Genomic DNA, 26,380 nt, shown 5'->3' with positions numbered 1-26,380 from the left:
GCCATACCTGGTCTGTCTAACTGCTGCGCACGGCTTTCGTATGGAAGACGTGCTGGATTGTTTGCCCCAATATGCCAAGCCTTACGGAGCAAACCGGAAGACCTAATTCTTGCGCCTCAACACCAGGGAAATCTTGGCAAAGGCTACTTGCAGATCCTGTGTGGCACCTTGAAAAATCACGGGACGACCACGTCGGGTAAAGCAGATCAGACGCTTGGAGTTGAACAGCGGCACAAATTTGGCAAAGTGGATGTCCTGCCATTGCACTTGCCGCTTCATGATCCAGCTCTGGCGTATGCCGGTCTGGTCAATTGTGGTGACCCCATGCCACATGTGCCAGGCAATCAGAATCAGGCCGGTAAACAGCAGTACCAGGCTGCCCGCCAGCACGGGGCTGATAGCCGCCCCTTGCGGAGAGCCAGCGACCAAGGCAAACCGCACCCCGATCAGGGCCAGCACGACCCAGGCACTGGCAGCGACCCATTTGGGCCAGGAGCGGCCTTGAATGGGAAGCGGGCCCAGGTCGCTTAACAGGGCGTCAATTTCCTCTTTGGTGGGGGCTTGGCTCATCAGCACGCGGCGGCCCCTTGCTTGCGGGCGGCCAGGGCGTTACCGGCATTGCTGGCCGATTTACGTTTCAGGTGAGCCGAAATCCATTGTCCCGTCTCTACCACGGCGTTCAGATCAATGCCGGTCTCAATATCCAGGCCTTGCATCAGGAACAGTACGTCTTCAGTCGCGACGTTGCCGGTTGCGCCCTTGGCGTAGGGACAGCCGCCCAGACCGGCCACGGAGCTGTGGAAAATATGAATGCCAGCCTGCATGGACGCGACGATATTGGCAATGGCCTGGCCGTAGGTGTCGTGGAAGTGGCCGGACACATGAGCTGGGTCTATGTGCTCGGTCACCATGCGCATAAGGTCATAAACCTGGCGGGCCGTGCCTACGCCGATGGTGTCGGCCACGTCGATCTCGTCACAGCCCAGTTCAATCAGGCGCTTGCCGACTTTCAGTACGTTGGACGGGGCTACCGCACCTTCATAGGGACAACCGAAAGAACAGCTGATGGAGCCGCGCAAACGCAAACCGGCTTCTTTGGCAGCCTGGGCAACGGGGGCAAAGCGCTCCAGCGATTCTTCGATGCTGCAATTGATGTTGCGCTGGGAAAATGCCTCGCTGGCGGCGGCGAAGATCACCACTTCGTCCGCCTTGGCGGCTAGGGCACCTTCAAAACCACGCATATTGGGGGTCAGAACGGAATAAATCGTGCCGGGGCGACGGTCGATCATTGCCATCAACTCGGCGCCGTCGGCCATTTGCGGTACCCATTTGGGCGACACAAAAGAAGCTGCTTCCACATTCACAAAGCCAGCATGAGACAAACGGTTGACCAGCTCGACCTTGACGTCGGTGGGGATGAATTCTTTTTCGTTCTGCAAGCCGTCCCGGGGGCCGACCTCCACAATCTTGACGCGCGATGGGTATGACATGAAGTTTCCTGAAGGGATAGAGGGCTGGGGCCCGCAGGCCCTGACGTAATCGTCATGATACCTCTTGAGGGCCGGGGCTGGCGCCCTAGGAACTGCCCTATGGTTCTTAAGGCTTCAAGCGTTGAAAGCGGCCGTCGGGCAGGGCCTCGATACAGCCTGCCAGCTCCAGCTCGGCCAGGAAGGCGGGCAGTTCGGTAGCCAGCAGGCCGGTACGACGCATCAGTTGCTCCGGAGTCAAGGGGGCAAAGTCGATGCGCTCCAGGATGGGACGTAGTTCCTCGGGCAAGCTGTCATGGGCATGTGGCGTGGGTCCGGGCCGGGCAGGCGTGTCCCGGCAGACGTCGCCTTGGGCATTGCCCAGCTCGTCCAGAATATCTTGGGCGCTTTCAACCAGCTTGGCACCTTGACGAATCAGAGCGTGGCAGCCTCGAGCCAAAGGGGAGTGAATGGAGCCGGGAATGGCAAAGACTTCTCGCCCCAGCTCCCCGGCCAAACGGGCGGTAATCAGCGAACCGCTTTGTTTGGCGGCCTCCACCACCAGTACGCCCTTGGACAGCGCAGCCACAATGCGATTTCGACGCGGAAAGTGGTGGGGCAGGGCCCGTGTTCCCAGAGGGAATTCGCTCAGCAACAGCCCCTGAGCGCTGATTTGATGAGCCAGGTCGCGATGGGCGGCCGGGTAGACCAGATCCAGACCGGTACCCATGACCGCAAGGGTGCCGGCACCCTGAGAGCCGGCTTGCAAAGCTCCCTTATGGGCGGCCTGATCGATGCCGCTGGCCAGACCACTGATAATGCACCACCCCTTGGTCGCCAGGGTATGGGCAAAATCGGTCGCGGTTTCCTGTCCGGATTGGGTGGCGTTGCGCGCTCCCACAATAGCCAGCCCTTTACGCTGCAAGATACCTAGATCGCCATTTGCGTAAAGCAGCAGGGGAGCGTCGTGCAGATCCAGCAAGGCAGCCGGGTAGCTGGCGTCAGCCAAGGTCACGATATGGTGGCCAGGCTGTTTGAGCCATTGCACCGTTTGGTCTATGAGTGCCTGCAGCTCTTTCACCGGCTCCTGGCTGAGTTGTACCGCCAGTTCGCCAGGGATATGCCGCGACAGGGTTTGCACCGAGCTTTGGTAGATGTGCGGTGGCAGCCCGCAGGCCGCCAGCAATTGCCGGGCCTGGGCGGGTGCAAGCCCAGGCTCTAGCGACAGGCGCAACCAGGCATGCAATTCTTCCGAAATTTCATCCGAGCTAAAATAATGAGGCATAAGGCAGTGTGGCACGAAACGAAACCGTGTTCGGTGTAACCCCGATATTTTTATCCAGGGTGGATGTCGTTTGGTGACCAGGGCGTCGTGGTGTGCCGGGGCAATCGGATGCCGCTCTGAAACTTGTTTTATTATATCGACTTATCGCTTTTTCTTCGGACATGACAATGGCTTTGCTTCCCATCCTTAAATTTCCTGACCCCCGACTGCACACGGTGGCCAAACCTGTGCAGGAGGTCGATGACCGCATTCGCAAACTGGTCAAGGATATGGCCGAGACCATGTATGACGCGCCCGGTGTAGGCCTGGCTGCGACCCAGGTGGATGTCCACGAGCGGGTGGTGGTAATTGATGTGTCCGAAAGCGGCAATGAATTGCTGGTGCTGATCAATCCGGAAATCACCTGGAAAAGTGAAGAGCTGAAGGTGTACGAAGAGGGTTGCCTGTCCGTGCCCGATACTTATGACAAGGTCGAGCGTGCGGCCAGTATCCGTTTCAAGGCCCAGGACGAGAACGGACAGTGGTACGAGAAAGAAGCCGACGGCCTGCTGGCGGTGTGTGTGCAGCACGAGCTGGATCACCTGGATGGCAAGGTGTTTGTGGAGTATCTGTCCGTGCTCAAACGTGAACGTATTCGCAGCCGTTTGCGCAAGCAGCAGCGTGAAGCCCTGAAGGCAGGGCAATAGTTGCCATGCGTATTGTTTTTGCCGGTACCCCAGATTTCGCTCGTGTGGCCTTGGAAGCGCTGCTAGCCCAGGGTGTTGAGGTTCCCTTGGTCATGACGCAGCCGGATCGCCCGGCGGGTCGGGGTATGAAACTGAGCCCCAGCCCGGTCAAGCAGGCCGCCCTGAAGGCTGCTATCCCGGTCCTGCAGCCGCATAGTCTGCGCCTGGATGGCAAGTACCCCGAGGAGGCCGCCCAGGCCCGCCAGACATTGTTGGACGTGCAGCCCGATTTGATGGTGGTGGCCGCTTATGGTTTGATTTTGCCCAAGTGGACCTTGGAGCTGCCACGTTATGGCTGCTTCAATATTCACGCCAGTCTGCTGCCCCGCTGGCGTGGCGCGGCCCCTATTCAGCGGGCCATTCAGGCAGGCGATGCGGCAACGGGCATCACCATCATGCAGATGGATGAAGGCTTGGATACCGGCGATATGCTGGTGCGCAGCGAGCTGCCCATTCGCGATGACCACAGTGCTGCCACCTTGCATGACGATCTCGCTCAACTGGGGGCGCAGGCCTTGCTGGACGCCTTGCAGCACTTGCGTGATGGCACCTTGCAGGCCGTTCCTCAGCCAGAGGCAGGTGTGACCTATGCCGAGAAATTGTCCAAGGCGGAATCGGTGCTGGATTTAAGCCGGCCAGCCAAGGAACTGGAGCGCCGTATTCGTGCGTTTGACCCAGTGCCAGGCTCCACTCTGTCCTTGCCCGGTTTGGAGCAGCCTGTGAAGGTGTGGCGCGCTCAGGTGGTAGAACAGACGCATTGCGCAGAACCTGGTCAGATTCTGAACGTCAGTGCCCAAGGTATTGATGTGGCTTGCGGTGAAGGGGTGTTACGTTTGCTGGAGCTGCAAAAAGCCGGTTCCAAACGCCAGCCCGTCGCCGTCTTTGTGCAGGGCTGGCAATCGCGCTAAGTTCGCGCCAACGAGTCAGGCGCCGGATTGCTTCTGGCGCCGCCACTCCAGCGTTCCAATCACAATACCGCTGGCACAGACCACGCCAATTCCGATCCAGGTAAACATGTCGGGGAACTGACCCCAGATCAACCAGCCCAGCGCGGCGGCCGCCACGATTTGCAGGTAGACAAAGGGGGCCAGCAGCGAGGCCGACGCTCGCTGATAAGCCTGAATTTGCAGCAAGTGTCCCAGGCAGCCCCACAGGCCGGTAGAAATCAGAATCAACCATTGGAAAATGGTCAGCTCTTTCAGGGCGGGCAGCGCTGCGGGTAAAAGAAAAGGCAGGGCAATGGTCAGGCAGATGCTGCCAACGGCACCGCTCCAGATCAGTGTGGTCAGTGAGTTGTCCACCGCCACGCGACGGGTCGCGATAAATTGTGTGGCGAACATGCAGGCGGTGATCAAACCAAACATCACCCCAAGCGGGTCCAGGCCGGCCGTTGGTCGGATGATGATGAGCACCCCCAGGAACCCGACTCCGGCTGCTATCCAGCGGCTCAGACGAGGTGGTTCTTTCAGAATCCAGGGAGCGACCGACAGCACCAGCAAGGGTGCCAGGAAATTGATGGACGTGGCCTCAGCCTGAGGCAGATAGCTCAGTGCCGTGAAAAATGAAAAGGTGGACAGCATCATCACGGTGCCACGCAGTATTTGCGCTTTGGGCCGGGTGCTGCGCAAAATCTTGTGTCCTTTGACGGGCAGCACCAGCGCCAACACCAGGGCCAGATGGACCACGTAGCGAAACCAGCACATCACCAGCAAGGGCACGCCAAAGCCCATGATCCATTTGCCACTGGCATCCAGTCCCGACAGCGCCCAGGACGACAGAATCAGGATGAGCACCCCCGCCAAGGGAAAGGCTGTCGGTGTCAGACTGGTCCGGGGCAAGGAGGAAGACTGGGTTGTGCTCATGACAGGCTCCTGACGCAAAGCACAAGGACGGCCGGGTGGCCGTCCTGAAACGAACTTCATCTTAGCGGATTAGCGTCCGCGCAAGGGCAATACCCGTTCGATCGCTGCACCTACTGCCAGCAAGTGTTCGTCATGGTAGGCAGGAGCGGCCACCATCAGGCCGACCGGGGCTTCACCGGCAGCGTGGCAGGGCAGGGACAGGGCGCAGCCGTCCAGGAAGTTGATCAGTGTGGGATTGCGCAAAACCAGGCCGTTGGTGGCGAAGTACACCTCGTCCGAGGCCTGCAGATCGGCGATGCGCGGGGCGACGACGGGTACGGTCGGCATCAGCACGGCATCATAGCGCTCCAGACGGCTCTCGACCGCGCTGATCCAGGCTTGGCGGGTATCCTGCAGTTCGATGTAGTCAGCGCAGTCGATGTCCTTGCCGCGCAGGATGCGCGAGGCCACACGTGGATCATATTGTTCGCCCTTGCTTTGCAGGGTGTCACGGTGAACGGACCAGGCTTCCGCGCAGACAAAGCCGCCTTTGCGGTTGATGTGGGGCAACTGCTCAAACTCGGGCAGGTCAATTTCCTCAACGACTGCGCCGTGCTCACGCAGCAAGGCGATGGCGCGGTCAAAGGCGGCGCGTACCGTCTGATCAATGCCATCAAAGACAAAGGTCTTGGGTACGGCCAGGCGCACGGTTTCCAGGGCAGGAGTCGCCACAGGTACATAAGGTTGGTCGGTCAGGATGGCATCAACAATGGCGCAGCACTCAACAGAAACCGCCAAGGGGCCGTTGGAGTCCAGGCTGCGGGACAAGGGCATGGTGCCTTCGCTGGGGACACGCTCGGCAGTGGGTTTAAAACCGGTCAGGCCGTTAAAGGCCGAAGGGATACGAATCGAGCCGCCGGTATCGGTACCAATGGAAAAGACCGACATGCCCTGGGCAACCGCGACCCCGGCGCCGGAGGACGAGCCCCCGGGGATACGGGCATTGTCACGATCCCAAACGGAGCGCGGAGTGCCGTAGTGAGGGTTGATGCCCAGACCGGAGAAGGCAAATTCGGTCATATTGGTCGAGCCGATCAAAATGGCGCCGGCGCGCAGCAGGCGTTCCACAATGGTGGCGTGCTGCTCGGCAGGCTCAGCATCTTTAAGCACTGTCGACCCACCCAACGTTATGTAGCCGGCGATGTCATGCAGGTTCTTGACCGACATGGGCAGACCCTCGACCAGCGAGCGGCTCAGACCGGCCGCACGCAAGATGTCGGAAGCCTTGGCCGCTGCCAGAGCCTGTTCGGCAAATACTTCGATGAACGTGGCAGCGCCGTCACGGCTGTCGTCCTGGATACGTTCCAGGGCTTGCCGAGTCAGTTCGACCGAGGTGGTTTCGCCACGATCAAGAGCACGTTGCAGTTCGGTAATAGTCGCTAGCATGGATCACTCGCTAAATAAATGGGTGGGGCGGGCTGGGCCAGTTTAGGCTACTTCGGGCAGGACTTCAGCCACATAGGTGTGGCGGATGCTGCGTTCGCGGCGGGGGTCATACAGTTCCATGGTGAACTGGGCAGCGGGACGGATGCCTCCGATCGCGCCGACGGTGCCGCAGGTCATGCCGTAGCCTTCCGGCATGGTGGTGGACTGGAAGTAGCCCTCGATCAGCTCCAGCGGATTTTTCAGTGTGGACAAGGGACCGTCCTGGTACAGGACTTCCTTGCCGTCTTCCTGAATGTAGGCGCGGATGATCAGCTCGTCCCAGTACTCTGCCACGTCGCTGAACAACCAGGCTTCGCGGGCAATGGGTTTGGCGCAGATCTGTTTGGACAGGGCAACGCTATGCGCTTCCAGAACACGATCGGTGTGATCGGACGCCAGGCTCACCAGCAGGCGGCCTTGATGATTGAAGACAAATACCTCAGTCTCGCCCGACGACCCCGAACCCACGACCTGGATGTCGGCATCCTGAATCATCTGGTTGGCCGCGATGCGGTAGTACAGCGGTACCGAGCTGGGGCGTGGTACGCCCAGTTCGGCCAGCTCTTCAATGTGGTGCTCGATGGCGGCCAGATCACGGCCCGCCCAACCGGCCACGATGCAGTGCTGCAGATCAGCCTCGATGATTTCAGTGTGGGTGGCCTGGGCCAGTTCAAAGGTCAAACGCATAGCAGTACTCGTTAACTTAAAGACAGATTGGGATTAACCGAACAGGCGTGGCAGCCACAAAGCCAGATCCGGGAAGATAGCCAGCAGGCCCACCATGGCCAGCAACATGATCACAAAAGGCAGGCTGCCCAGCATCACGTCGTTCATGCTGCCGCTCTTGCGCAGGCTCTGGACCACAAACAGGTTCAGACCAACAGGAGGGGTGATGAGCGCCACTTCCACCAGAATGATGATGGCAATACCCAGCCAAACCGGGTCAAAGCCCAGAGCGATCATAATGGGAGCCACGATAGGGATAGTCGTGATCATCATGGACAGGGTTTCCATGAAGCAGCCCAGCACCAGGTAGAACACCACGATGATCATCAGCATCACCATGGGCGAGACACCCAGCCCGGTGATGGCGTCAGTCAGCGCGTTGGTCAGGCCCGTGGCGGACATGACAAAGTTCAGGAAAGCCGAGCCGATCACGATCAGCATGATCATGGCCGTGGCTTTCATGGTGCCTTCCAGCACTTCCTTGATCATGGTCCAGCTCATGCGGCCCGAGAAGGCAGCCAGAATCAAGGCGCCGACCACACCCAGGGCAGCAGCCTCGGTCGGGGTGGCAACACCGGCGTAAATCGAGCCCACGACCAGCAAGAAAATACCCAGGGGTGGAACCAGATGCACCAGGCTGGCAAAACGCTGACCCCAGCTAGCCTTGATCTTGGTGCCGCCCCATTTAGGCTTGACCATGCACGCGGCAGCGATTGCCAGCATGAACAGCAGGGCCATGCCCAAACCGGGGATGATGCCGGCCAGATACAGCTTGGGCACGGAGGTATTGGTCAGCACGCCGTAGATCACCAGGTTGATCGAAGGCGGAATCAGAATGCCCAAGGTACCGCCTGCGGCCAGGCTGCCCAGGAACAGGGGCTCGTTATAGCCTTGTTTCTTGATCTGCGGCAGGGCCACGGTGCCCACGGTGGCGGCAGTGGCCACGCTGGAACCGGAAGTGGCGGCAAACAGGGCGCTGGCCCCGATATTGGCGTGCATCAGGCCGCCTGGCAGCCAGGACAGCCACAGGCTCATGGCGTTGTACATGCGTTCGGCCATACCGGAGCGCAGCAGGATCTCGCCCAGCATGATGAACAGGGGAATGGCCACCAGCAGGAATTCGTTGCTGGTGCCCCAGGAAATCTCACCCAGGGCGCCAGTGAGCGGCAACATGGAATACAGCGGGTCCAGAATCAGGCCCAAAACACCCAGGGCAGCGCCCACGGGAATGCTCAATCCGATCAGAACGAGCAAGAGAGTCAGTGCGGTGGTAATCATTTGGCGTCTCCTTGCACCATGCGTTTGCCAGCCTCGGCTTCTTCGGACGCTTCTTCCTGGGTACTGCGGATGCCGCACAGGGACCGGATACCGGCCAGGTCACCTGTAATCAGGGCCAGGCTGGAGCGCAGCAGCATCAGGGCCAAAACGACACACAGCCAGATCAGACCGCCCACCCACAGGAACTGCGGAATCCACAAGGGAGTGCCCATGGCGGTGTTGGCAGTGGACTGGTTGGTCCAGGACAGGCCGGCCACGTCAGTGGCGTACAAGGTCAGGTAGACAATGAAAACAGACAGGGCCACCAGAGCAATCCAGTCCAGCAAGGCGGCCAGACGGACCGGCAGGTGCTGGTAGATGGCGTCGATACGGATATTGGCCCGTTGCAGGGTGGCAAAAGATAGTGCCCAGGAAATGCTGATGGCAAAGGCGTAGCCAGATAGCTCATCCGAGCCGCCCAGAGAGCTGCCACTGAATTTGCGAAACAGAACGTCCGCGGTGATATAGAGGGCGCTGATCAATGTCAGGCTGCCTGCGAACCAGATGGCGATGCGCGACAGGGTCGTGGCACCGGACAGCAAGCGGTTCAGCATGGCGAATTTTTCGGTATTTTCCATGGTGTCTACCCCGTACAGGGTCTAGGAGGGAGGGGCCTGAAGGACAGGCGGCCTGCCACCGCAGGATGGGTGGCAGGCGGTACGTACAGATTACTTCTTGGCTTCAAAGCCCAGGATCGGGCTCAGGCTGGCGTTGAAGGCAGCCACGGTGTCAGCGGAGCTACGCTCGGCCCATTTGGGCACCACGGTTTCGCTCATGACTTTCTTCAGCAGTTCGCGGTCGGCGTCGGTTGGCTTGACCAGCGTCATCTTGCCTTTGACGGGCTGGGTACACGCATCGGAGCCGGTATTGCAGTCATAACCTTCCTGGGTTTCCTTGGCAGCGGCAGCCCAGATGTCTTGCGTCATGGCCTTGATGTTGCTGGCCAGGAACTCCTGGACTTTGGGGTCCAGCTTGTTCCAGGTTCCCAGGTTGGCTGCGTGAATCTGCTGGTTCCAGTTGATTGGCATTTCATACAGCTTGGAGCTGACTTCGTACCATTTGGCCGAGTAGCCGGACATGGAGCCGGTAATCGCGCAGTCAACCACGCCGTTTTGCAGGGCAGGAACGACTTCACCAAATGGGATGGTGACGCTGTTGCCACCCAGAGCCTGGACAAATTCAGCCTGGGTGCGGCTGCTGGTGCGCACTTTCTTGCCTTTCAGGTCGCTCAGGCCATTGAAGTTGCCATTGCAAAACAGGACCTGGGCAGGGTAGGTCGAGAAGCCCAGTACCTTGACGTTGCTCTTGGCATAGAAATCTTCGTAGGCAGGCGTGAACGCGTCGGTCAGTTTTTTGGCCACTTCGATATCGGGTGCCAGACCGGCCAGGTCGATGGCTTCGTTAATCGAGTTGTCGCTGGCGAAGTAAGCCAGGGTGGCGGTACCGAAAGGAATCACGCCCTGGCTGATCAGGCGCATGATTTCAGGACCTTTTAGGCCCATGTCGTTGAAACCTTTGATATCGGCAGTGATCTGGCCACCGGACAGCTCAGGCACCTTTTTGGTCCAGAAGGGCTGCTCGGTATTCTGGTAGGCGGTCAGATTGCTCAAGCCACCGACTACTTTCAGGGAGGTCTTGGGCAGTTCCTGGGCCATGGCGGCAGAGCCCAGGGCCAGCGAGCCTAAAGCCAGGGAGGTCAGTACGATTTTTTTCATAAGGTGCTCCTAATAGCGGTCCAGCTGTATGGTTGATAGAGTGCGCCCCCCTTTTGGGCAGGGGGCTGCATATTGAAACCAGAGGGGTGACCGGACAGTGCCGGTCCAATTTTTAAAGCGCGGCCAGCCGTGTGTTGGGCAAGTCGGTAATCAACATATGGCCAGGGGCATGCGTGATGCAAAACTGCGGCTTGGCCTGGGCGGCGACGGCTTGGGGAGTAACGCCGCAGGCCCAGAAAACGGGTAATTCGTCAGGACCGACTGGCACAGCATCACCATAGTCGGGCTTTTGCAGGTCGCCGATTCCGATCAGGGACGGATCGCCAATATGTACCGGAGCGCCGTGTACCGATGGAAAGCGCGAGGTGATCTGAATGGCGCGGATGGCATCGGCAGCACGCATGGGCCGCATCGATACTACCAGCGGGCCGGACAGGCGCGTCGTACCTTGAGTCTGGATGGAGCTGCGATACATGGGCACGTTCACCCCCGCACTGATGTGGCGCACATCAATTCCGTCGGCCAGCAGGGCCTCTTCAAACGAAAAGGAGCAGCCGATCAGAAAGGACACCAGATCCTCGCGCCAGACATCGGTAATGCTCAGTGGCTCGGCTCCGAGCTCGCCATTTTGCCAGATGCGGTAACGGGGGAAGTCCGTGCGCAGATCAATCGTGCCACCCAGGGTCGGGACCTGAAATTGACCGGGTTCGGTCACGGCCAACAACGGGCAGGGCTTGGGGTTGCGCTGACAAAACAGCAAAAACTCGTCGGCCCACTCTTTGGGAAGAATCATCAGGTTGGCCTGCACATAGCCTGCGGCCAGTCCTGCAGTGGGACCAGTATGGATTTGTTGACGGATCAGCTCGCGCCACTTCTGGGCCTCGGGCGCTAGCACAGGCAGGGTTTGCAGGTTCATGATGACCACTCGCACAAAGGGGGTTGATCACAGCCTCGGATTGCAACCGATCAGATAATTTGTGTCCAATCGTATGTTTGAATCCTAGGCCATAACGATTACTTATCGGTCTGCACGTATTGTTGGGCGATTTCTTGTGCGTGATTGGCGACGACGCGAGCAATATGACTGTCGGGCGAGTCCATCCAGCAGGCAAAAAATTCGATGTCCGGAAGGGACTGATCGACCTTCAAAAGTCGCAGTTTTCCCTCGGAAAGCTCGTCTTTTATGACCGCTGGGGCCAGCACGCTGGGGCCCATGGCATGACGTGTCATTTGCACGATGGTGCTCAGGGATGCACTGCCAAAAATACGGGGTGATTTGACGCCGGCACGCAGCAATGCTTCGCGTGTGGCCAGGTACGGAACGCTCCCGGACGGATAGGTGATTACAGGGTAAACCCCTAGCTCGGAAACGCTGATTTTGCGGCCGTGCAGCTTCAGGGTCGGGCTGGCGACCCAGCCCAACTGATACGCACATAAGCGGATGCATTGTTCTTTAGGGTCTTGGCCAACGCCCACAATCATGGCCATATCAATCTGGAAACTGGCCAGTTGCTGGCGCAGCACGCTCGTGGTGTCGACGTGGATCTCGATGACCAGGGCCGGGTACTCCTGGTGCAGCTTGTCGATCAGCTCATGTAGCCAGGTCTGCACAATGGTTTCAGCCACCCCTAGGCGTAGCAGCCCGCGGATGGCATTTTGTTCTTTGGCAGCGCGCAGCATTTCGGTGCGCAGATCCAGCATGCGCTGTGCATGTGACAGTAGCTCCTGGCCTTTGTCTGTCAGTTTGATGCCCCGGGCGCCCCGATCAAACAAACGCAGTTCCAGACTGGATTCCAGTCCGGCGATGCGCTGAGAAATAGATGGTTGGGTCGTGTTGAGCTTTTCGGCAGCCGCCCGGAAACCGCCAAGTTCGGCAACCCATACAAAGGCTTCGATCTGTTTGAGATCAATCATGTTTCCGGTCCTGAAAATAGGCAGTTCTATTATGCCTGATGGCGGTTGCGGCACAGAACAAGAGCAGATGGATATTTTTATGCATCTTTGATGGATTGGACGCGGCCACCACTATAATTCGCCCATGACTTGCAAGATATTGATTGTGCGTACGTCCTCATTGGGAGATCTGGTTCATATGTTGCCAGCAATCTCGGACATTGCACGCCATGTGCCCGGTGCACAAATTGACTGGCTTGTAGAAGAGAGCTTTGCCCAGATTCCGGGCTGGCATCCGGCGGTAAACGACGTCATTCCCGTGGCGCATCGGCGCTGGCGCAAGCAATGGTGGTCTGCCCAGACGCGTCAGGAGCGCGCTGCCTTGCGTGAGCAACTGCAATCGCGCCAGTACGATGTTGTCCTCGATATGCAGGCCCTGATGAAATCCATTTGGCTGGTCAGGCAGACCAAGGGGCGCCGACATGGCTTGGATTGGAAGTCGGCCCGGGAACCGCTTGCCTCGCTTTTCTATGATGTGCGCCATCGAGTCGCCTTCTGGCAGCCTGCCGTGCTTCGTCAGCGAACATTGGCAGCCTCCGCCTTTGGCTACCAGTTTGACGGAGCGCCGGATTTCGGTTTGCAGGCTCTGGCGGCGCAGGCCCCCAAGGACGGTGATCCCTATGCCATCATCATGCCCTCGGCCAGTCGCGACGATAAGCTGTGGGACCCCGAGAACTGGCAACAGGTGTTCGATCGCCTCCAGGAGGAGGGGATGGCTTTGCGCCTGCTGGCTGGCAGCCCTGCCGAGTCCGAACGTGCCCAAACGCTGATTGCTGGCCGCAGCCAGGCCCAGGTCATGCCACGTATGGAGCTGACGCCGATCGCCTTGCAATTGGCCGGGGCGCAAATCATGGTGGGGCTGGACAGTGGCCTGACGCATTTGTCGGCCGGTTTGGGACGCCCCACGATCGGTATCTATAAAGCCTCCACACCTGTGCGCACGCCTTTGGAAGGTTCGGCTTATACCGCCAGTCTGGGAGAGCGAGGTCATCCTCCCTCCGCGGAAACGGTACTCTGTGCCATCGATCAGGCGTTGGGACGTACGACCGCGCCCCAGGGCGCTTTGCTGGATACGCAAAAAAACTAGTTTGACCTGGATGGCCAATTCGTTTTTTGAGAGCCGGCTTTGTGCTTACAATACGCGGTGCCAAAGGGTCTGCGGCCCTGTTTGAGGGCAGGTTTTTCTGCCTCGCACCGTTTTCTGTAGTTTTTCGGTAGCACCCCAAGCCGGGTCGGGTGGTTGCTGATTTCATAACGAGGCCAAAACGGGTGAACCGATTCTTTTATACCGCCTCCATACGCATTCTGGCTCCAGCCTTGATGGCCTGGATGGGTCTGCGTGCTCGTCGCGCCGGTGGGCAATGGCAAGTGTTGTCAGGCCCCCGTTTTGGTTTTTACGGTTCTGCGCCCACCCTTGAAAAAGCGCCTGTGTGGGTGCATGCGGTCAGCCTGGGTGAAACACGGGCTGCGCAGCCCTTGATCCGGGCCTTGCTCGATCAGGGTGAAACGGTCCTGCTGACACACATGACCGTGACGGGCCGTGAAGAAGGGGCAAACGCGTTTGCGGCTGAAATTGCCAGCGGGCAGTTGGTGCAGCAATGGTTGCCTTATGACTTCCCCGGCTCGGTACGGCGCTTCTTTGCCCACTACCGGCCGTGTGCCGGTGTGCTGATCGAACGCGAGGTGTGGCCCAATCTGCTGGCCGCTGCGCGTCGGCAGGGCGTACCCATGATGCTGGCCAGTGCTCGCTTTTCAGAAAGCGCCCTGCGCACCAGCCTGAAAGCTGGCTCAGTCATGCGCGAGGCATATCGATCTTTTCAGCTGATTTACGCGCAGAGCCTGGCTGATGCCCAGCGTCTGGAGCTGGCTGGGGCCCAAGGGGTCCGGGTATCGGGAAACCTGAAGTTTGACGTCGTATTGCCGCAGGAGAAAATTGCGCGTGGTCGAGGTTTTGCCAGTGACCTGGGCCGCCGCGTGGTGGTCATTGCCAGTACGCGCGAGACCGAGCATATGGATTTTATTGATGCGATCGCGCATTATTTGCGTCGTGAGCGTAAACAGGGCAGCGAGTTGCACAGTCCCGTTCTGTTTGTCGTGGTGCCGCGACATCCTGAACGCTTTGATGAGGCTGCCGACTACTTGAATCAACGGGGGCTGCGCGCAGTGCGTCGCAGTGAACTGTTGAAACAGGGCGATACCAGCACCAGTGCGGTTGAGGCGTGTCGCGAGGTCGACGTGCTGCTGGGCGATACGCTGGGCGAAATGCACTGGTACTACGGCATGGCCCGGGTGGCGATTGTCGCGGGCAGTTTTCAACCTTTGGGTGGTCAAAACTTTATTGAAGCCTGCGCAGTGGGGGTGCCTGTCATTGTGGGGCCTCATACGCATAATTTTGCCCAGGCCATGCAAGATGCCATGCAGGCGGGTGCCGCCATTCGGGCCAGTACCCCCGCCCTGGCTTTGCAGCAGGCGGTAGAGCTGGTGGATGATCCCGCGCGCCATCACAAAATGGCAGATGCAGGCTTACATTGGGTTCAGATGCATGAGGGCGCAGTGCAACGCGTACTTTCGGGACTGGCTCAGATTCGCGATTAAATACCGGCTTGCTTATTAGCTAATAAGTATTCGGTTTTGACTGGCGCTGGAGTTTGTGGCGATTTGTAGACAGCTTGACCTGATCTGGATCAAGTTGAATAAAAAAAGCCCGCATGACGCGGGCTTTTTTGAGTTCTAAAAACTGATCGAGATCGATTTACAGTTTTTGGATGCTCTTAGCTTGTGGGCCCTTTTGACCTTCGGCCGACACGTACGAAACGCGCTGGTTTTCTTCCAAGGATTTAAAGCCTGTGCCCAAGATGTCGGAATGGTGAACGAAAAGATCTTTGCCACCGTTGTCGGGGGAGATAAAGCCGTAGCCTTTTTCGTTATTGAACCATTTCACGATACCGGTTTCTGTTTGCATTTCCTGCATTCCCTAAAAATGACGAGCAATCTGCTCAAAAAAGATTGTCAAGATGTAAAAATCAGGGCAATGAGTATTAGAAACAATACCGTATTGAACAAACTTCGACGAACTTGAAATCCTGCACTGCCAATCGTAGGGGGTATTTAGCCTGTAAGTCAAGCTAAATCGCCCTTTGCGTGGTTTTTCAGGCAGTGTTTGAACAACAATTACAACCAAGCTTGTTATGCGTGCGGACCCCTCTGCGCCCCTCGTTAAAGTCCGTGGTATTTACGACCAAATTCAAGCGTAGCATGAAAGAATCCTGATTTGCTACCACAGTCGTAACGTGTGCCTTCATATTCATAGGCATATACCGCACGACTTTTCAAAAGGCTGGCAATTCCGTCCGTTAATTGAATCTCTCCGCCCACCCCTGCTTGAGTGCGTCGCAGGTGGTCAAAGATTTCCGGTTCCAATACATAACGGCCCACAACGGCTTGCGTAGAAGGAGCCACTTCCGGTGCTGGTTTTTCAACGATTCCATTAAGTCGGGTGGCTTTGGAATCGATTAAGTCGCCGGAAACTATTCCATATTTATTTGTTTCATTTTTATTTACATTTTGAGTGGCAACAATACTGCCATTGTATTGATGGGCCGCTTCAACCAGTTGTCGTGATACCGGGGTATTGGCGTCGATCAGGTCGTCCGCCAGCAGAACCAGGAAGGGTTCGTTGCCCACAATGGGTGCGGCGCACAGAACCGCATGTCCCAGACCCAGCGCGCGCGGCTGGCGGGTATATATACAGCTGACATGGCTGGGAATAATATTTTGGACCGCATCCAGCAGTTCCAGCTTGTTTTTGCCGGCCAGTTCCTGTTCCAGCTCTGGGATGCTGTCAAAGTGATCTTCAATGGCCCGCTTATTGCGGCCGGTGATGAAGATCAATTCGGTGACCCCGGCGGCAATGGCTTCCTCGACCGCATACTGAATGAGGGGTTTGTCGACGATTGGCAACATTTCCTTGGGCATGGCCTTGGTGGCAGGCAGAAAACGTGTGCCTAGACCGGCGACGGGGAAAACAGCTTTGCGTATAGGTTTCATAGTGTCGGCAATCGAGGATCAAGGGGAAGCGGGCGCCGGATGGGCCGGGGTTCCAAGTTGAATGGCATCTTGATTGCGCTGCGAGAACTGACGAGGCTCGCGGCCTTGCTCACTGGGGGGCGTGCCAAAAAAGCCTTGTCCAAAGGCCAGCAGGGCGACGTTCGCCACCAGGATCAGTATGAAAAGCAGTCGCATCGTCGATGCCCGGAAAAAAATACAGTTCAGCCCGGCATTGTAAGGGCAGGGCAGTTTAAGTTCATCCGTTTTAATGCCAAACGTATCCAGGGGTCACGCGGGCGAACGTGGGCCATCCCGTCGCGGCCTTTCAAGCCGTTCAATTTCGGCAGGCAAAAAGGGCCAGCCCGCGCAAGGCAGGGGTATCCAGCTCATAGAGGGTCGGCGGTGCGATCGCTATCAAGCGGCAGTGGTGATGGAGCTGTTCGGACAATTCCTGCTGTGCCAATGCCCGGCCGCCTCCGGCCAGAAAGATCAGAGGGCTGTGCCCCAGATGCTGGCGTCCCTTTTCCCATTGGCGCAACACCGCACCAGCTTGCGCGGCTGCAACGCCCGTGCTGATTGCCGACTGTGTGTTGCGTGGAAAAGCGGCGGTTTGTCCGTGTGCCTGCGGCAACTGTGCCGTATTTTGCTTGAGGGAGGCCAGCATCAGGCTGGGGCCCGGCAGAATGGAGCCGCCCAGAAAATGGCGTATTCCGTTTTGCGCGGGGCCTAGAAGATCGATGGTTGTGGCAGTCCCAAAGCTGATCAGTAAAGCGCCCTGCTCGTCAGGGTGTTCCTGGGCCAGCAAGTCGCTCAGGCCCAGCAAAGCGGCCCAGCGGTCTGCACCTAATTGACTGGCTTGCTCATAATCGTTGTGCAGGCCAAAAACCTGTTCCTGGGCCTGTAGCCAGCGCACGGGGCCCAAACCCAGACGGCGTACCGCGGCATCAATCTGCGCCTGAACCTGGGGGCCTGCCACATTCACGCCGAGTGCCTGCACGCCTTTTTGGTTGGCAAACGTCTGCAGCGGAGCGTGAGCGGCTTCCAGCCAGCTTGCCAACTGATCCAACTGGTCCGCATGCAGGCTTACCGCCTGGTCCTCGCGCACGCCGGTTAAAGGATGACACCACCCCAGTTTGATGCGGGTATTGCCAGAATCGATAAGCAGGGTCATACCGGGTCGTCAGAGCTAAAAGAATGCCAGTATAGCGATCAACGTTGGGCGCGAACGGAAACTTCGCCTACGGTAACCGCACGTTCCGAGCCATCGGGGTGGCGCAACAGCAGTTGCCCGGAGGTGTTGATGCCCGTCACGATGCCGGTATGCAGGATGTGGCCATTGTCGATGATATGGACTTGTTGCCCAATAAGGGCATCGACCTGTGCATAACGAGCGGGCAAATCAGCAAAGCCATGGGCCGTGACATGATTCAGGCTCAGATACAGACTCTGGGCAACCTTGGCAACGATGTCCGAGCAACGCGTCAGCGAAGCCTGGCGCGACTGTTCGGCAATGCTGGTCCAGTCGGCAACAGCTCGCTGGGTGTTCAGGCTAAGGGTGGCGGCTTCACGCAGATTCAATCCAATGCCGATAATCACCACATGATGGTCGTTGGAGCTGGGGGCGGCGCTAGCTCGGGTGGCCTCGACCAGGATGCCGGATAGTTTGGCTTGATCCCACAGCACATCATTGGGCCATTTCATGGCCAGTCGATTGCGCAGCGCAGGCTCCAGAAACTGGCGAAGTGCCTCGGTCGTGGCCAGGCCGGACAACGGCGAGAGTGTGGGCAGTTGGCGTGCGGGTAAAAAAATGTCGAAGGCACAGGAAAACATCAGGTTGGCGCCTACGCTGTTTTCCCAGGTGCGTCCCGCCCGCCCGCGGCCACGGCTTTGCAGATGCGCGCCCAATAACCAGGGACGTACTCGCGGGCCTGCCTCTTGGCGAGCCAGGGCGAGCAGATCCGCGTTTGTCGATTCGGTCGAGTCTACCCAGCGGATCTGAGGAAAATGAGGCAGGCGCGTGCGCAGCTCCGCCACCATGTCGCGAGGGCTGGGTAAGGTGAATGCAGAAGAGGTATTCATGACAATCCGGTACACTGGATGAGTTAAACGTAATCTTATGTGATATTTGATCTGAGCATGTCTGAACGCGTAGATACCATCCAGTTTTCCGGCCAGGCCGGGGTGATTGACTGTGCTCTGGATTGGCCAGCCGGCGAGCCCAAGGGTTGGGCCTTGCTGCTGCATCCTCACCCCTTGCATGGGGGAGCCCGCAATAACAAAGTCGTGACTACCCTGTCGCGCAGTGCTACTCAGCATGGCTTGCTGGCGGTACGCCCTGATTTCCGTGGTGTGGGCAAGTCCGCCGGGGAGTTTGATAGCAGCCGTGGAGAGACGGCCGACATGCTGGCCTTGATCGAGCAGTTTCCGGCTCATTTCCCACAGTGGAACTCAGGCCCATTCATGCTGGCTGGCTTTTCGTTTGGCACCGCTGTCGCCGCCCAGGTCTATGCCAGCCTGAAAGATGCCCAGGCACCCTTGCCTCCTGTATTCATCTTGACGGGCACGGCCGTCAATCGCTTTCGTTTCCGGGAAGTCAGTCCTCCTGCCGATACCCTGTTGGTGCACGGGGAAACCGACGATGTTGTTCCCTTGTCCGAGGGCATGGACTTTGCGCGCGAGCACCAGTTGCCCATGGTCGTACTACCTGAGGCTGGGCATTTTTTTCATGGCAAGCTGATTCAGTTGCGCGAACTGATTAGCCGACATTTGGCTGCGTTTGGAACCTAAGTCGGATTTTGCTTTCAAATCGTTGCGTTTTCCTGCTCAGACTCAGGGGTCCTGCCCCTCACAGGCCCATATGGCTCTGCCATAATGGGCTCTTTCCGCCACTGTCAAAGCAATCGATTTTTTCCATGACTTCTATTCAAAAATTTGCATCTCCAGTCCTTTCTCGTTGTGTGGTGGCCCTTGCCTTGGCACTGCCTATGGTGGCACAGGCACAGACGCAAACACCGGCTCCAGCCGAATCCACGCAAGTGCTCGGCGCCCAGACGCCTGCCTTGCCGGGTGACTTGTCTGTGGTGCCTGCACCCAGTCTGACAGCGCGTGCCTGGTTGTCCATGGACGTCAATAGTGGACAGATCATCGCGGCAGAAGGACTCAATGAACAGGTGGAGCCCGCTTCCCTGACCAAGCTGATGACAGCCTATCTGGTCTTTGATGCCTTGGAGACAGGCCGCCTGAAGCTGGACCAGAACGTCGTGATCTCTGACAAGGCCTGGCGTACCGAAGGCTCGCGCATGTTTGTCAAAGTCAATTCGCAAGTGTCGGTGAACGATCTGCTGCAAGGTGTGATCGTGCAGTCGGGTAACGATGCCTCGGTGGCGTTGGCCGAAGCCGTTGCGGGTAGCGAAGGCGCCTTTGCCGCCCTGATGAACGAAGAGGCGGCCAAACTGGGTTTGACCGCGACACATTTCAAGAACTCCACCGGCTTGCCTGATCCCGAGCACCTGACATCGGTGCGCGATCTGGGTGTGTTGTCCGCAGCGCTGGTCGCCCGCTTTCCCCAGTACCTGCATTACTACAGCCAAAAAGAATACACCTACAACAACATCAAGCAGCCCAACCGCAACCGTCTGCTTTGGCTGGACAATACGGTGGATGGACTAAAAACCGGCCATACCCAGTCAGCGGGTTACTGCCTGGTGTCTACGGCCCTGCGTGATGGCCGCCGTGTCGTCTCGGTGGTCGTGGGGACGGCCAACGATGCAGCTCGTACAGAAAATAGTCTGAAGCTGTTGAACTGGAGCTTCCAGAACTTTGAAACGGTCAAGCTGTACGACGCCAATAACCCGGCGGTCACCGCCCGCGTGTGGGAAGGCGAAGTCGAGAACGTAGGTTTGGGTACAGCCCAGCCCTTGTGGCTGACGGTTCCTCGTGGCAAGTCCTCGGAAATCAAACCGGTTGCCAACTACACCCAGCCCTTGCTGGCCCCGTTGAGCAAGGGAGACAAGGTCGGTACACTGACTTTGTCCCTGGATGGCAAGGTATTGGCTGAGCAGCCTTTGCTGGTGCTGGAAGATGTGCCCGAGGCAGGTTTTTTCGGACGTATGGCCGACAAAGTGCGCTTGATGTTTGAGTAACCCTTTGGTGCGAGACTAAACCCTATGATTGCAGGCATTGACCCCGATAGCATTGTTTACCTGAATGGCGATTTCGTGCGCTTGGGTGAGGCCAAGATTTCGGTACTGGATCGAGGTTTCATCTTTGGCGACGGTATCTACGATGTCGTGCCTGCTTACCATGGCAAACCCTTTCGTATTGATGGGCATCTGGGGCGTCTGGAGCGCAGCCTGGCGAAAGTGGGGATTCACAATCCCTTTAGCCGCCGTGAATGGGAAAAGCTGGTGCTGGATATGCTGGCCCGCTCGGGCCGGGGCGCTGACTGCATGGTCTACATTCAAGTGACCCGTGGCGTTGCCAAGCGTGATCATGCCTTTCCGGACCATGTGTCACCCAGTATTTTCATCATGGTCTCGCCTTTCAAGCGTGTGCAGCAAGAGCGCGAGACGGGTTTGAAGGCTGTGGCCATTGACGATGAGCGCTGGTTGCGTTGCGATATAAAATCTACTTCGTTGCTGGGTAATGTGTTGGCTAAGCAGCAAGCTGTCCAGGCGGGTGTGGACGAGGTCATTCAGTTCAGAGATGGTTTTCTGACAGAGGGGGCTTCCTGCAACATCTGGATCGTGCGCGATGGCACCTTGCTGGCCCCCATGCGCAACAACCTGATCCTGGAAGGGGTGCGCTACAGTTTGATGGAGGAGCTTGCCGCTCAGGCAGGCATCGCTTTCCAGGCACGGCAGATCTCACGCGCAGAGGTCGACACTGCCGACGAAATTTTGATGACGTCAGCGACCAAAGAGGTGCTGCCCATCGTTGTATTTAATGGTCAGCCCGTCGGTGACGGGCTACCCGGCCCTGTCTTTGCCAAATTGCGCGAAGGCTATGACAAGGCCATCAAGGCTGCGGAGCAAGCATGACAATTTCACCCGAAGAATCATTAATTGAATATCCCAGTGACTTTCCTATCAAAGTCATGGGCCAGACCCACGACACCCTGCAAGACGAATTGCTGGCAATTGTTCTGGAGCACGACCCCGACTTTGACGCCGCCACCATTGAAGTGCGGCCCAGCAAGGCGGGCAATTACACTGGCCTGACTTTTACCGTGCGGGCCGTCTCGCGTGAGCAGTTGGATAATCTCTATCGTGCCCTGCACGCGCATCATCTTGTGCGCGTGGTGATGTAATCAGGGACCCGGCGTTCATGTCCGACTCTGTTCGTATTAAATGGTTTGAGCGGCCTAGCGCCTATGAGCCCATCTGGCAGGCGATGCGCGCTTTTACCGAATTGCGCGGGCCGGACACGCCGGATGAAATCTGGCTTGTGGAGCACACCCCCGTTTACACCCAGGGGCAGGCCGGCAAGCCGGAGCATTTGCTCAATGCGGGTGGTATACCCGTGGTGCAAACCGACCGGGGCGGACAGATTACCTACCACGGCCCGGGTCAGCTGATGGTGTATTGTCTGTTTGACCTTCGCCGGGCAGGGCTGTACGTCAAAGAATATGTGCGTCTCCTGGAAGAGGCGGTAATGGCCTGTCTGAGCCATTTTGGGGTCGAGGGTGCCTGCTGCAAACCGGGTGCGCCTGGGGTGTACGTGCCGCAAGCGCGATGCAAGACCGAGCTGGCCAAGATCTCCGCGCTGGGCGTCAAAATCCGTAATGGCCGTTCTTACCATGGCCTTGCCTTGAATATAGGGATGGATCTCAAGCCGTTTGGCGGTATCAATCCCTGTGGCTATGAAGGGCTGCAGACCACGGATATCGCGTCGCAGGGTGTGGAGGTCTCCTGGGAGCAGGCGGCACAGTATCTGGCTGATTATCTGGCCCAGGCGATCACGTCGCGGGCAACGGCCACGGTTGCTTAGTGCGCGGTGACACAAGAGCACCGTTTCCCGTTACGGTGCTGTGTTCTCTATAACCTTTATTTCAGGTCAAGCGTCACCTCAGGTGCCGCTCCATTGCGGCATGCGTTTGCTGATAAAAGCGTCAATGCCTTCGCAAGCATCATTGCTCATCATGTTGTCGGCCATGACCTGGCCTGCGTAATCGTAGGCATGTTCGATAGCCAGGCTGCGCTGGCGATAGAACATGGCTTTGCCGGCCCGCACGGCGACCGGACTTTTTGCCATGATGCTGTCGGCCAGTCGTTGTACCGTTTGATCCAACTGATCTTCGGGGACTGCATAGTTGATCAACCCCAGCTCTTGAGCCCGCTGAGCACTGATGAATTCGCCCGTCATCAGCATTTCCATGGCGGCCTTGGGGGGTATGCAGCGTGACAGGGCAACGGCAGGGGTGGAGCAGAACAGGCCAACGTTAATGCCGGACACGGCAAAGCGGGTGGATTCGGAGGCAACAGCCAGGTCGCAGGTTGCAACTAGCTGACAGCCGGCGGCGGTGGCCAGCCCTTGCACACGGGCAATCACCGGTACGGGCAGGGCCAGCACACTTTGCATGACGCGACTGCAACGGCTGAACAGCTCTCGGTAATAGTCGTGTTCAGGTTTGGCGCGCATTTGCTTCAGATCATGCCCCGCGCAAAAAGCGTTACCTTCGGCCTGGATGATGACGCATTGCAGACTGGGTTCCCGGCCCAGTGTGTCCAGAATGTGTTGTAACGAGTTCAGCACTTCTTCGGACAGCGCGTTGTACTGTGCGGGTCGGTTCAAGGTGATGCGGGCCAGTCCCCCCTGTTGCTCAAGCAGGACAGGATCGGCAGGGTGCTCGTGTGACATGCAAGTCTCCGTACTTATAGTATTTGCAGGTTTTATTCTCGGGTGTTGCTGCATTCTTAAGTCGACCTCTATATTAGAGGGGTCTGGTACAAACTATCGCCCTTGTTCTAGGCGCTTGTAAAGCGAAGGGGCTACAATTGACCACTGCGCCCATCGTTGAGTGATGATGTTGTTCGCACGCTGTTTTTCTATTTAGACGCCTATGACCACCCCTACCGATCCATCCGTCGATTCCAAACCTACTGTGCGCCCTCGCGTTGTTGAGTATGACGCCACGCAAAAGCAGAAAGCCGAGGCCAAGACCTCGCGCATTCCCATCAAGGTCGTGCAGGCAGAGCGTTTGAAAAAGCCTGACTGGATTCGGGTGAAAGCGGCTGCGCCGAACTCCCGTTTCTACGAGATCAAGGAAACCCTGCGCGAACACAAGTTGTTTTCGGTGTGTGAGGAAGCATCCTGTCCCAATATCGGGGAATGTTTTGGCAAGGGCACAGCGACGTTCATGATCATGGGCGACAAATGCACCCGCCGTTGTCCCTTCTGTGATGTGGGTCATGGCCGCCCTGATCCTCTGGATGAGAACGAGCCCGCCAATCTGGCCAAGGCGATTGGGGCCATGAAGTTGTCCTACGTGGTGATTACCTCTGTGGACCGTGATGACTTGCGTGATGGGGGTGCGGCTCACTTTGTGGAATGTATCCGCCAGGTGCGCGAGCACTCTCCTTCCACGACCATCGAAGTGTTGGTGCCCGACTTTCGCGCACGTCTGGACCGAGCCCTGGGCATCCTGAATGCCTGCCCGCCGGATGTCATGAACCATAATCTTGAAACCGTTCCTCGTTTGTACAAGCAGGCGCGTCCTGGTTCGGACTATCACCATTCCTTGAAGCTGTTGCAAGAGTTCAAGAAGCTGCATCCCAACATTCCGACTAAATCGGGTCTGATGGTGGGCCTGGGTGAAACCAACGAAGAGATTTTGGAAGTGATGCGCGATATGCGTGCTCACGATATTGATATGCTGACCATTGGTCAGTATCTGCAGCCCTCGGGTCACCACTTGCCCGTGATGCGTTATGTGACGCCCGATGAGTTCTTGATGTTTGAACGGGAGGCCTATGCAATGGGCTTTACTCATGCCGCCGTGGGCGCCATGGTGCGTTCGTCCTATCACGCCGATCAGCAGGCACATGCTGCAGGTGTGCAGCCTTGAAATCCCAGTGGGCGGGTTGAAATGCAATCCGGCTAAGAGATGAAGAAACCCGGCTTTGGTGCCGGGTTTTTTTTGCCCTTCCGACCTTGCCATGCCCATGAGGGCCACTGGCGCATCGGCGCTGAGTGTAGGAGCGGGCAAATGGGGGCGCGCCAGCGGGGGCGGAGCTGCGGTCAGCTTGCTCGGCATTGTTCAAGTCCTCTGTGCCAGTGCGGACAGTGCCGGCGCAGCAGTCCTTATGTCGTTTGGTCCTGGATCAGAGCCTTTGCAGATAAGCCCTCTATATAAGGCTCCAGTGCCTCATCGTAGTCTTCGACGCCTAAATACCAGGCTGTCAGACCGGTGCTGTCTTGCTTGAGATCCGTCCAGCAGAATAAAGAACGGTCAAAGGAGTCCTTGATGGTTTCGTTCACGAATGTGAACAACTCATCCAGCAAGGGCAAGGTGCTCAGCGGAACGGCAAAGCGAGTTTCCCCCTGGAACTGCCAGCTATATTGTTCGAGCAGTTCGTTTGACCATTGGGCATGCTGCTCTTGAGAGCTTAGTTCGGGATTGGCAGGGCTTAAAGGCATGGTTTTGTATGGGGTAAAGGGAAGGGATGGTCAGGCACCAGTGGCAAACCATTGGATAGGCGTGGCACCTTGCTGTGTGAGCCACTCATTGGCTAGTCGAAAATGACCGCAGCCAATAAATGGGACCGGTGGGCGACGCGCAGCCAAAGGGGAGGGATGATTGGCTTTCAGAATCAGATGGGGGCATTGAGCCTGTTGCTGGATCAATGCCTCTTTGGCCTGGGCATGAGCACCCCACAACATATACACAATAGGGCGTGTACTTTGCTGGGCCAGGTTCATCAGTAAAGCGTCGGTAATTTGCTCCCAGCCTTTCTTGGCGTGAGAGGCAGGCAAGCCATCCTCGACGGTTAGGGATGTGTTCAAGAGCAACACGCCTTGTCGGCCCCAGTTGCTCAGATCATGGCTGGGCGGGAGAGGGGTCTGGGGATACTCCAGTTCCAGCTCTTTGAAGATATTGCGCAGACTAGGTGGTGCAGGGCAGGTGTCCGGAACCGAAAACGACAGTCCCTGGGCTTGATCGGGGCCGTGGTAAGGGTCCTGACCCAGAATCACGACGCTGACCTTTTGTAGTGGTAGCAGCTCCAAAGCACGGAACGGGGCGGCGGGATAAATGACGGCACCGTCCTGGCATTCCTTGTCCAGCCACTTGGCTAATGTTGCCAGTATGTTCTGTAGCTCTGGCTGATCCAGGGTGGCGCGCCAGTCAGCGGGAAGGCGGGCGACCTGATCGAGAATGTTCTCGGTCAGGAGATTATTGGATAGCATTTCCTCGCCAATCAGGCTGAGCTGTGTCGTGGGGGCTTGAGAAGATGAGCGTGCCATACAGAGTCTGCATGCAAAGTTAGTTGTCTGCTTATTGTAATAGGGGAGCGTCGACCGACCTATCAGCTTGGATACCGCTTTCCTTCTCTATATAGAGGGGCATGTTGAATCGAAGCGAGAAGGACGGCATGTCGCCTCTATATATAGAGGCGAGGGTTGTGACGCTACAGAAGGAGTTCCAACTTCCTTCCCGGCAAGCGCGTCAACGTTATAAGTGCTCCCCCCTAAGAGGGCTTGTCACGCGGGTGGGTTGCCATCTGGTCTACCAGCCTACCTATCCCTATCCTTGTCCCTGTCTATCTATCTATCTATCTATCTATCTATCTATCTATCTATCTATCTATCTATCTATCTATCT

29 protein-coding genes are annotated in these 26,380 nt (G+C 57.6%); 10 read left to right on the top strand and 19 right to left on the bottom strand.

Going from position 1 to position 26,380, the window contains the following annotated elements; genetic code table 11:
- Positions 1 to 102: 102 nt before the first annotated feature.
- The 3 genes from VF694_RS12415 to dprA all read right to left on the bottom strand — a co-directional run bounded on the left by VF694_RS12415 (position 103) and on the right by dprA (position 2,751).
- Positions 103 to 570, bottom strand: a complete 468-nt coding sequence (locus tag VF694_RS12415; protein WP_039944042.1) for a hypothetical protein — start codon at positions 568 to 570, stop codon at positions 103 to 105.
- Positions 570 to 1,490 carry a hydroxymethylglutaryl-CoA lyase gene (locus tag VF694_RS12410; RefSeq protein ID WP_003804832.1) on the bottom strand — a complete coding sequence of 307 codons (921 nt, stop codon included), beginning with the start codon at positions 1,488 to 1,490 and terminating at the stop codon, positions 570 to 572. The genes VF694_RS12415 and VF694_RS12410 overlap by 1 nt, the downstream gene beginning before the upstream one ends.
- A 106-nt stretch (positions 1,491 to 1,596) precedes the next feature.
- Positions 1,597 to 2,751, bottom strand: a complete 1,155-nt coding sequence (dprA, locus tag VF694_RS12405; protein WP_003804830.1) for a DNA-processing protein DprA — start codon at positions 2,749 to 2,751, stop codon at positions 1,597 to 1,599.
- A 167-nt stretch (positions 2,752 to 2,918) separates the two neighbouring features.
- Here dprA and def point away from each other — a divergent pair, with 167 nt between their 5' ends.
- Entirely contained in the window at positions 2,919 to 3,437 is a 519-nt protein-coding gene (gene def, locus VF694_RS12400; RefSeq protein ID WP_003804827.1) for a peptide deformylase, read from the top strand.
- A gap of 5 nt (positions 3,438 to 3,442) precedes the next feature.
- A complete protein-coding gene (gene fmt / locus VF694_RS12395) occupies positions 3,443 to 4,384 on the top strand; it encodes a methionyl-tRNA formyltransferase (protein WP_440164484.1) in 942 nt (313 codons plus the stop codon).
- Positions 4,385 to 4,399: 15 nt separating this feature from the next.
- Here fmt and VF694_RS12390 read toward each other — a convergent pair whose 3' ends face one another.
- The 8 genes from VF694_RS12390 to VF694_RS12355 all read right to left on the bottom strand — a co-directional run bounded on the left by VF694_RS12390 (position 4,400) and on the right by VF694_RS12355 (position 12,474).
- On the bottom strand, positions 4,400 to 5,338 hold the full coding sequence (locus tag VF694_RS12390; RefSeq protein ID WP_003804822.1) for a DMT family transporter: 939 nt from the start codon (positions 5,336 to 5,338) through the stop codon (positions 4,400 to 4,402).
- Positions 5,339 to 5,407: 69 nt separating this feature from the next.
- On the bottom strand, positions 5,408 to 6,763 hold the full coding sequence (locus tag VF694_RS12385; RefSeq protein ID WP_003804820.1) for an amidase: 1,356 nt from the start codon (positions 6,761 to 6,763) through the stop codon (positions 5,408 to 5,410).
- 42 nt (positions 6,764 to 6,805) lie between these two features.
- Positions 6,806 to 7,489 (bottom strand): DUF2848 domain-containing protein, encoded by a 684-nt coding sequence (locus VF694_RS12380; protein ID WP_301606410.1) that lies wholly within the window; start codon positions 7,487 to 7,489, stop codon positions 6,806 to 6,808.
- A gap of 33 nt (positions 7,490 to 7,522) precedes the next feature.
- Positions 7,523 to 8,806, bottom strand: a complete 1,284-nt coding sequence (locus VF694_RS12375) for a TRAP transporter large permease (RefSeq protein ID WP_003804816.1) — start codon at positions 8,804 to 8,806, stop codon at positions 7,523 to 7,525.
- Positions 8,803 to 9,423, bottom strand: a complete 621-nt coding sequence (locus tag VF694_RS12370; RefSeq protein WP_003804814.1) for a TRAP transporter small permease subunit — start codon at positions 9,421 to 9,423, stop codon at positions 8,803 to 8,805. Before VF694_RS12370 ends, VF694_RS12375 begins: the two co-directional genes overlap by 4 nt.
- A gap of 90 nt (positions 9,424 to 9,513) precedes the next feature.
- Positions 9,514 to 10,560, bottom strand: a complete 1,047-nt coding sequence (locus tag VF694_RS12365) for a TRAP transporter substrate-binding protein (RefSeq protein ID WP_003804813.1) — start codon at positions 10,558 to 10,560, stop codon at positions 9,514 to 9,516.
- A gap of 112 nt (positions 10,561 to 10,672) precedes the next feature.
- Positions 10,673 to 11,476 (bottom strand): putative hydro-lyase, encoded by an 804-nt coding sequence (locus VF694_RS12360; protein ID WP_003804811.1) that lies wholly within the window; start codon positions 11,474 to 11,476, stop codon positions 10,673 to 10,675.
- Positions 11,477 to 11,574: 98 nt separating this feature from the next.
- The gene (locus VF694_RS12355; protein WP_059318350.1) at positions 11,575 to 12,474 is read right to left on the bottom strand and encodes a LysR family transcriptional regulator; all 900 of its coding nucleotides are present in this window, start codon (positions 12,472 to 12,474) and stop codon (positions 11,575 to 11,577) included.
- A gap of 124 nt (positions 12,475 to 12,598) precedes the next feature.
- Between VF694_RS12355 and waaC the strand changes: the two genes are divergently transcribed.
- Together waaC and VF694_RS12345 are read left to right on the top strand one after the other, a co-directional pair.
- Complete coding sequence (waaC, locus tag VF694_RS12350; RefSeq protein ID WP_039944030.1) at positions 12,599 to 13,600, top strand: lipopolysaccharide heptosyltransferase I; 1,002 nt, start codon at positions 12,599 to 12,601, stop codon at positions 13,598 to 13,600.
- A 182-nt stretch (positions 13,601 to 13,782) separates the two neighbouring features.
- Positions 13,783 to 15,108 (top strand): 3-deoxy-D-manno-octulosonic acid transferase, encoded by a 1,326-nt coding sequence (locus VF694_RS12345; protein ID WP_059318349.1) that lies wholly within the window; start codon positions 13,783 to 13,785, stop codon positions 15,106 to 15,108.
- Positions 15,109 to 15,265: 157 nt separating this feature from the next.
- Here the strand turns inward: VF694_RS12345 and VF694_RS12340 are convergent, their stop codons facing one another.
- The 5 genes from VF694_RS12340 to VF694_RS12320 form a co-directional block, all read right to left on the bottom strand.
- The gene (locus VF694_RS12340) at positions 15,266 to 15,475 is read right to left on the bottom strand and encodes a cold-shock protein (protein WP_026483779.1); all 210 of its coding nucleotides are present in this window, start codon (positions 15,473 to 15,475) and stop codon (positions 15,266 to 15,268) included.
- A gap of 254 nt (positions 15,476 to 15,729) precedes the next feature.
- Positions 15,730 to 16,560 (bottom strand): UTP--glucose-1-phosphate uridylyltransferase GalU, encoded by an 831-nt coding sequence (gene galU, locus VF694_RS12335; protein ID WP_003804800.1) that lies wholly within the window; start codon positions 16,558 to 16,560, stop codon positions 15,730 to 15,732.
- Between the two features lie 18 nt (positions 16,561 to 16,578).
- Positions 16,579 to 16,755, bottom strand: coding sequence for a hypothetical protein (locus VF694_RS12330; RefSeq protein ID WP_003804797.1), 177 nt, complete (start codon positions 16,753 to 16,755; stop codon positions 16,579 to 16,581).
- A 139-nt stretch (positions 16,756 to 16,894) separates the two neighbouring features.
- Positions 16,895 to 17,731, bottom strand: coding sequence for a type III pantothenate kinase (locus VF694_RS12325; protein ID WP_003804793.1), 837 nt, complete (start codon positions 17,729 to 17,731; stop codon positions 16,895 to 16,897).
- A 38-nt stretch (positions 17,732 to 17,769) separates the two neighbouring features.
- Positions 17,770 to 18,639 carry a biotin--[acetyl-CoA-carboxylase] ligase gene (locus VF694_RS12320; protein ID WP_240209208.1) on the bottom strand — a complete coding sequence of 290 codons (870 nt, stop codon included), beginning with the start codon at positions 18,637 to 18,639 and terminating at the stop codon, positions 17,770 to 17,772.
- Positions 18,640 to 18,696: 57 nt separating this feature from the next.
- Here VF694_RS12320 and VF694_RS12315 point away from each other — a divergent pair, with 57 nt between their 5' ends.
- The 5 genes from VF694_RS12315 (at position 18,697) to lipB (ending at position 22,548) form a co-directional block, all read left to right on the top strand.
- Positions 18,697 to 19,347, top strand: a complete 651-nt coding sequence (locus VF694_RS12315; RefSeq protein WP_039944040.1) for an alpha/beta hydrolase — start codon at positions 18,697 to 18,699, stop codon at positions 19,345 to 19,347.
- 125 nt (positions 19,348 to 19,472) lie between these two features.
- A complete protein-coding gene (locus VF694_RS12310) occupies positions 19,473 to 20,702 on the top strand; it encodes a D-alanyl-D-alanine carboxypeptidase family protein (protein ID WP_207307392.1) in 1,230 nt (409 codons plus the stop codon).
- 24 nt (positions 20,703 to 20,726) lie between these two features.
- Positions 20,727 to 21,599: a D-amino acid aminotransferase gene (locus VF694_RS12305; RefSeq protein WP_003804785.1), complete on the top strand. Its 873-nt coding sequence runs from the start codon at positions 20,727 to 20,729 to the stop codon at positions 21,597 to 21,599.
- Positions 21,596 to 21,868 carry a DUF493 family protein gene (locus VF694_RS12300; RefSeq protein ID WP_003804783.1) on the top strand — a complete coding sequence of 91 codons (273 nt, stop codon included), beginning with the start codon at positions 21,596 to 21,598 and terminating at the stop codon, positions 21,866 to 21,868. Before VF694_RS12305 ends, VF694_RS12300 begins: the two co-directional genes overlap by 4 nt.
- 17 nt (positions 21,869 to 21,885) lie before the next feature.
- Positions 21,886 to 22,548 (top strand): lipoyl(octanoyl) transferase LipB, encoded by a 663-nt coding sequence (gene lipB, locus VF694_RS12295; RefSeq protein ID WP_003804782.1) that lies wholly within the window; start codon positions 21,886 to 21,888, stop codon positions 22,546 to 22,548.
- A gap of 78 nt (positions 22,549 to 22,626) precedes the next feature.
- Here the strand turns inward: lipB and VF694_RS12290 are convergent, their stop codons facing one another.
- The gene (locus VF694_RS12290) at positions 22,627 to 23,418 is read right to left on the bottom strand and encodes an enoyl-CoA hydratase (RefSeq protein ID WP_440164481.1); all 792 of its coding nucleotides are present in this window, start codon (positions 23,416 to 23,418) and stop codon (positions 22,627 to 22,629) included.
- Between the two features lie 202 nt (positions 23,419 to 23,620).
- On the opposite strand from VF694_RS12290, the gene lipA reads away from it, so the two are divergent.
- On the top strand, positions 23,621 to 24,625 hold the full coding sequence (gene lipA, locus VF694_RS12285) for a lipoyl synthase (protein ID WP_003804777.1): 1,005 nt from the start codon (positions 23,621 to 23,623) through the stop codon (positions 24,623 to 24,625).
- A gap of 236 nt (positions 24,626 to 24,861) precedes the next feature.
- On the opposite strand, the gene VF694_RS12280 is transcribed toward lipA, so the two are convergent.
- Both VF694_RS12280 and VF694_RS12275 read right to left on the bottom strand, forming a co-directional pair.
- Positions 24,862 to 25,197 carry a hypothetical protein gene (locus VF694_RS12280; protein WP_003804774.1) on the bottom strand — a complete coding sequence of 112 codons (336 nt, stop codon included), beginning with the start codon at positions 25,195 to 25,197 and terminating at the stop codon, positions 24,862 to 24,864.
- Positions 25,198 to 25,227: 30 nt separating this feature from the next.
- Positions 25,228 to 25,965 (bottom strand): uracil-DNA glycosylase, encoded by a 738-nt coding sequence (locus VF694_RS12275; protein ID WP_039944039.1) that lies wholly within the window; start codon positions 25,963 to 25,965, stop codon positions 25,228 to 25,230.
- Between the last annotated feature and the right edge of the window lie 415 nt (positions 25,966 to 26,380).

Source organism: Alcaligenes sp. Lyrl_28, from assembly GCF_051948705.1.
Taxonomy (GTDB): Bacteria; Pseudomonadota; Gammaproteobacteria; order Burkholderiales; family Burkholderiaceae_B; genus Alcaligenes; species Alcaligenes ammonioxydans.
Note: the sequence above shows the minus strand (reverse complement) of the source record. Positions and strands in the feature narration are given on the sequence as shown.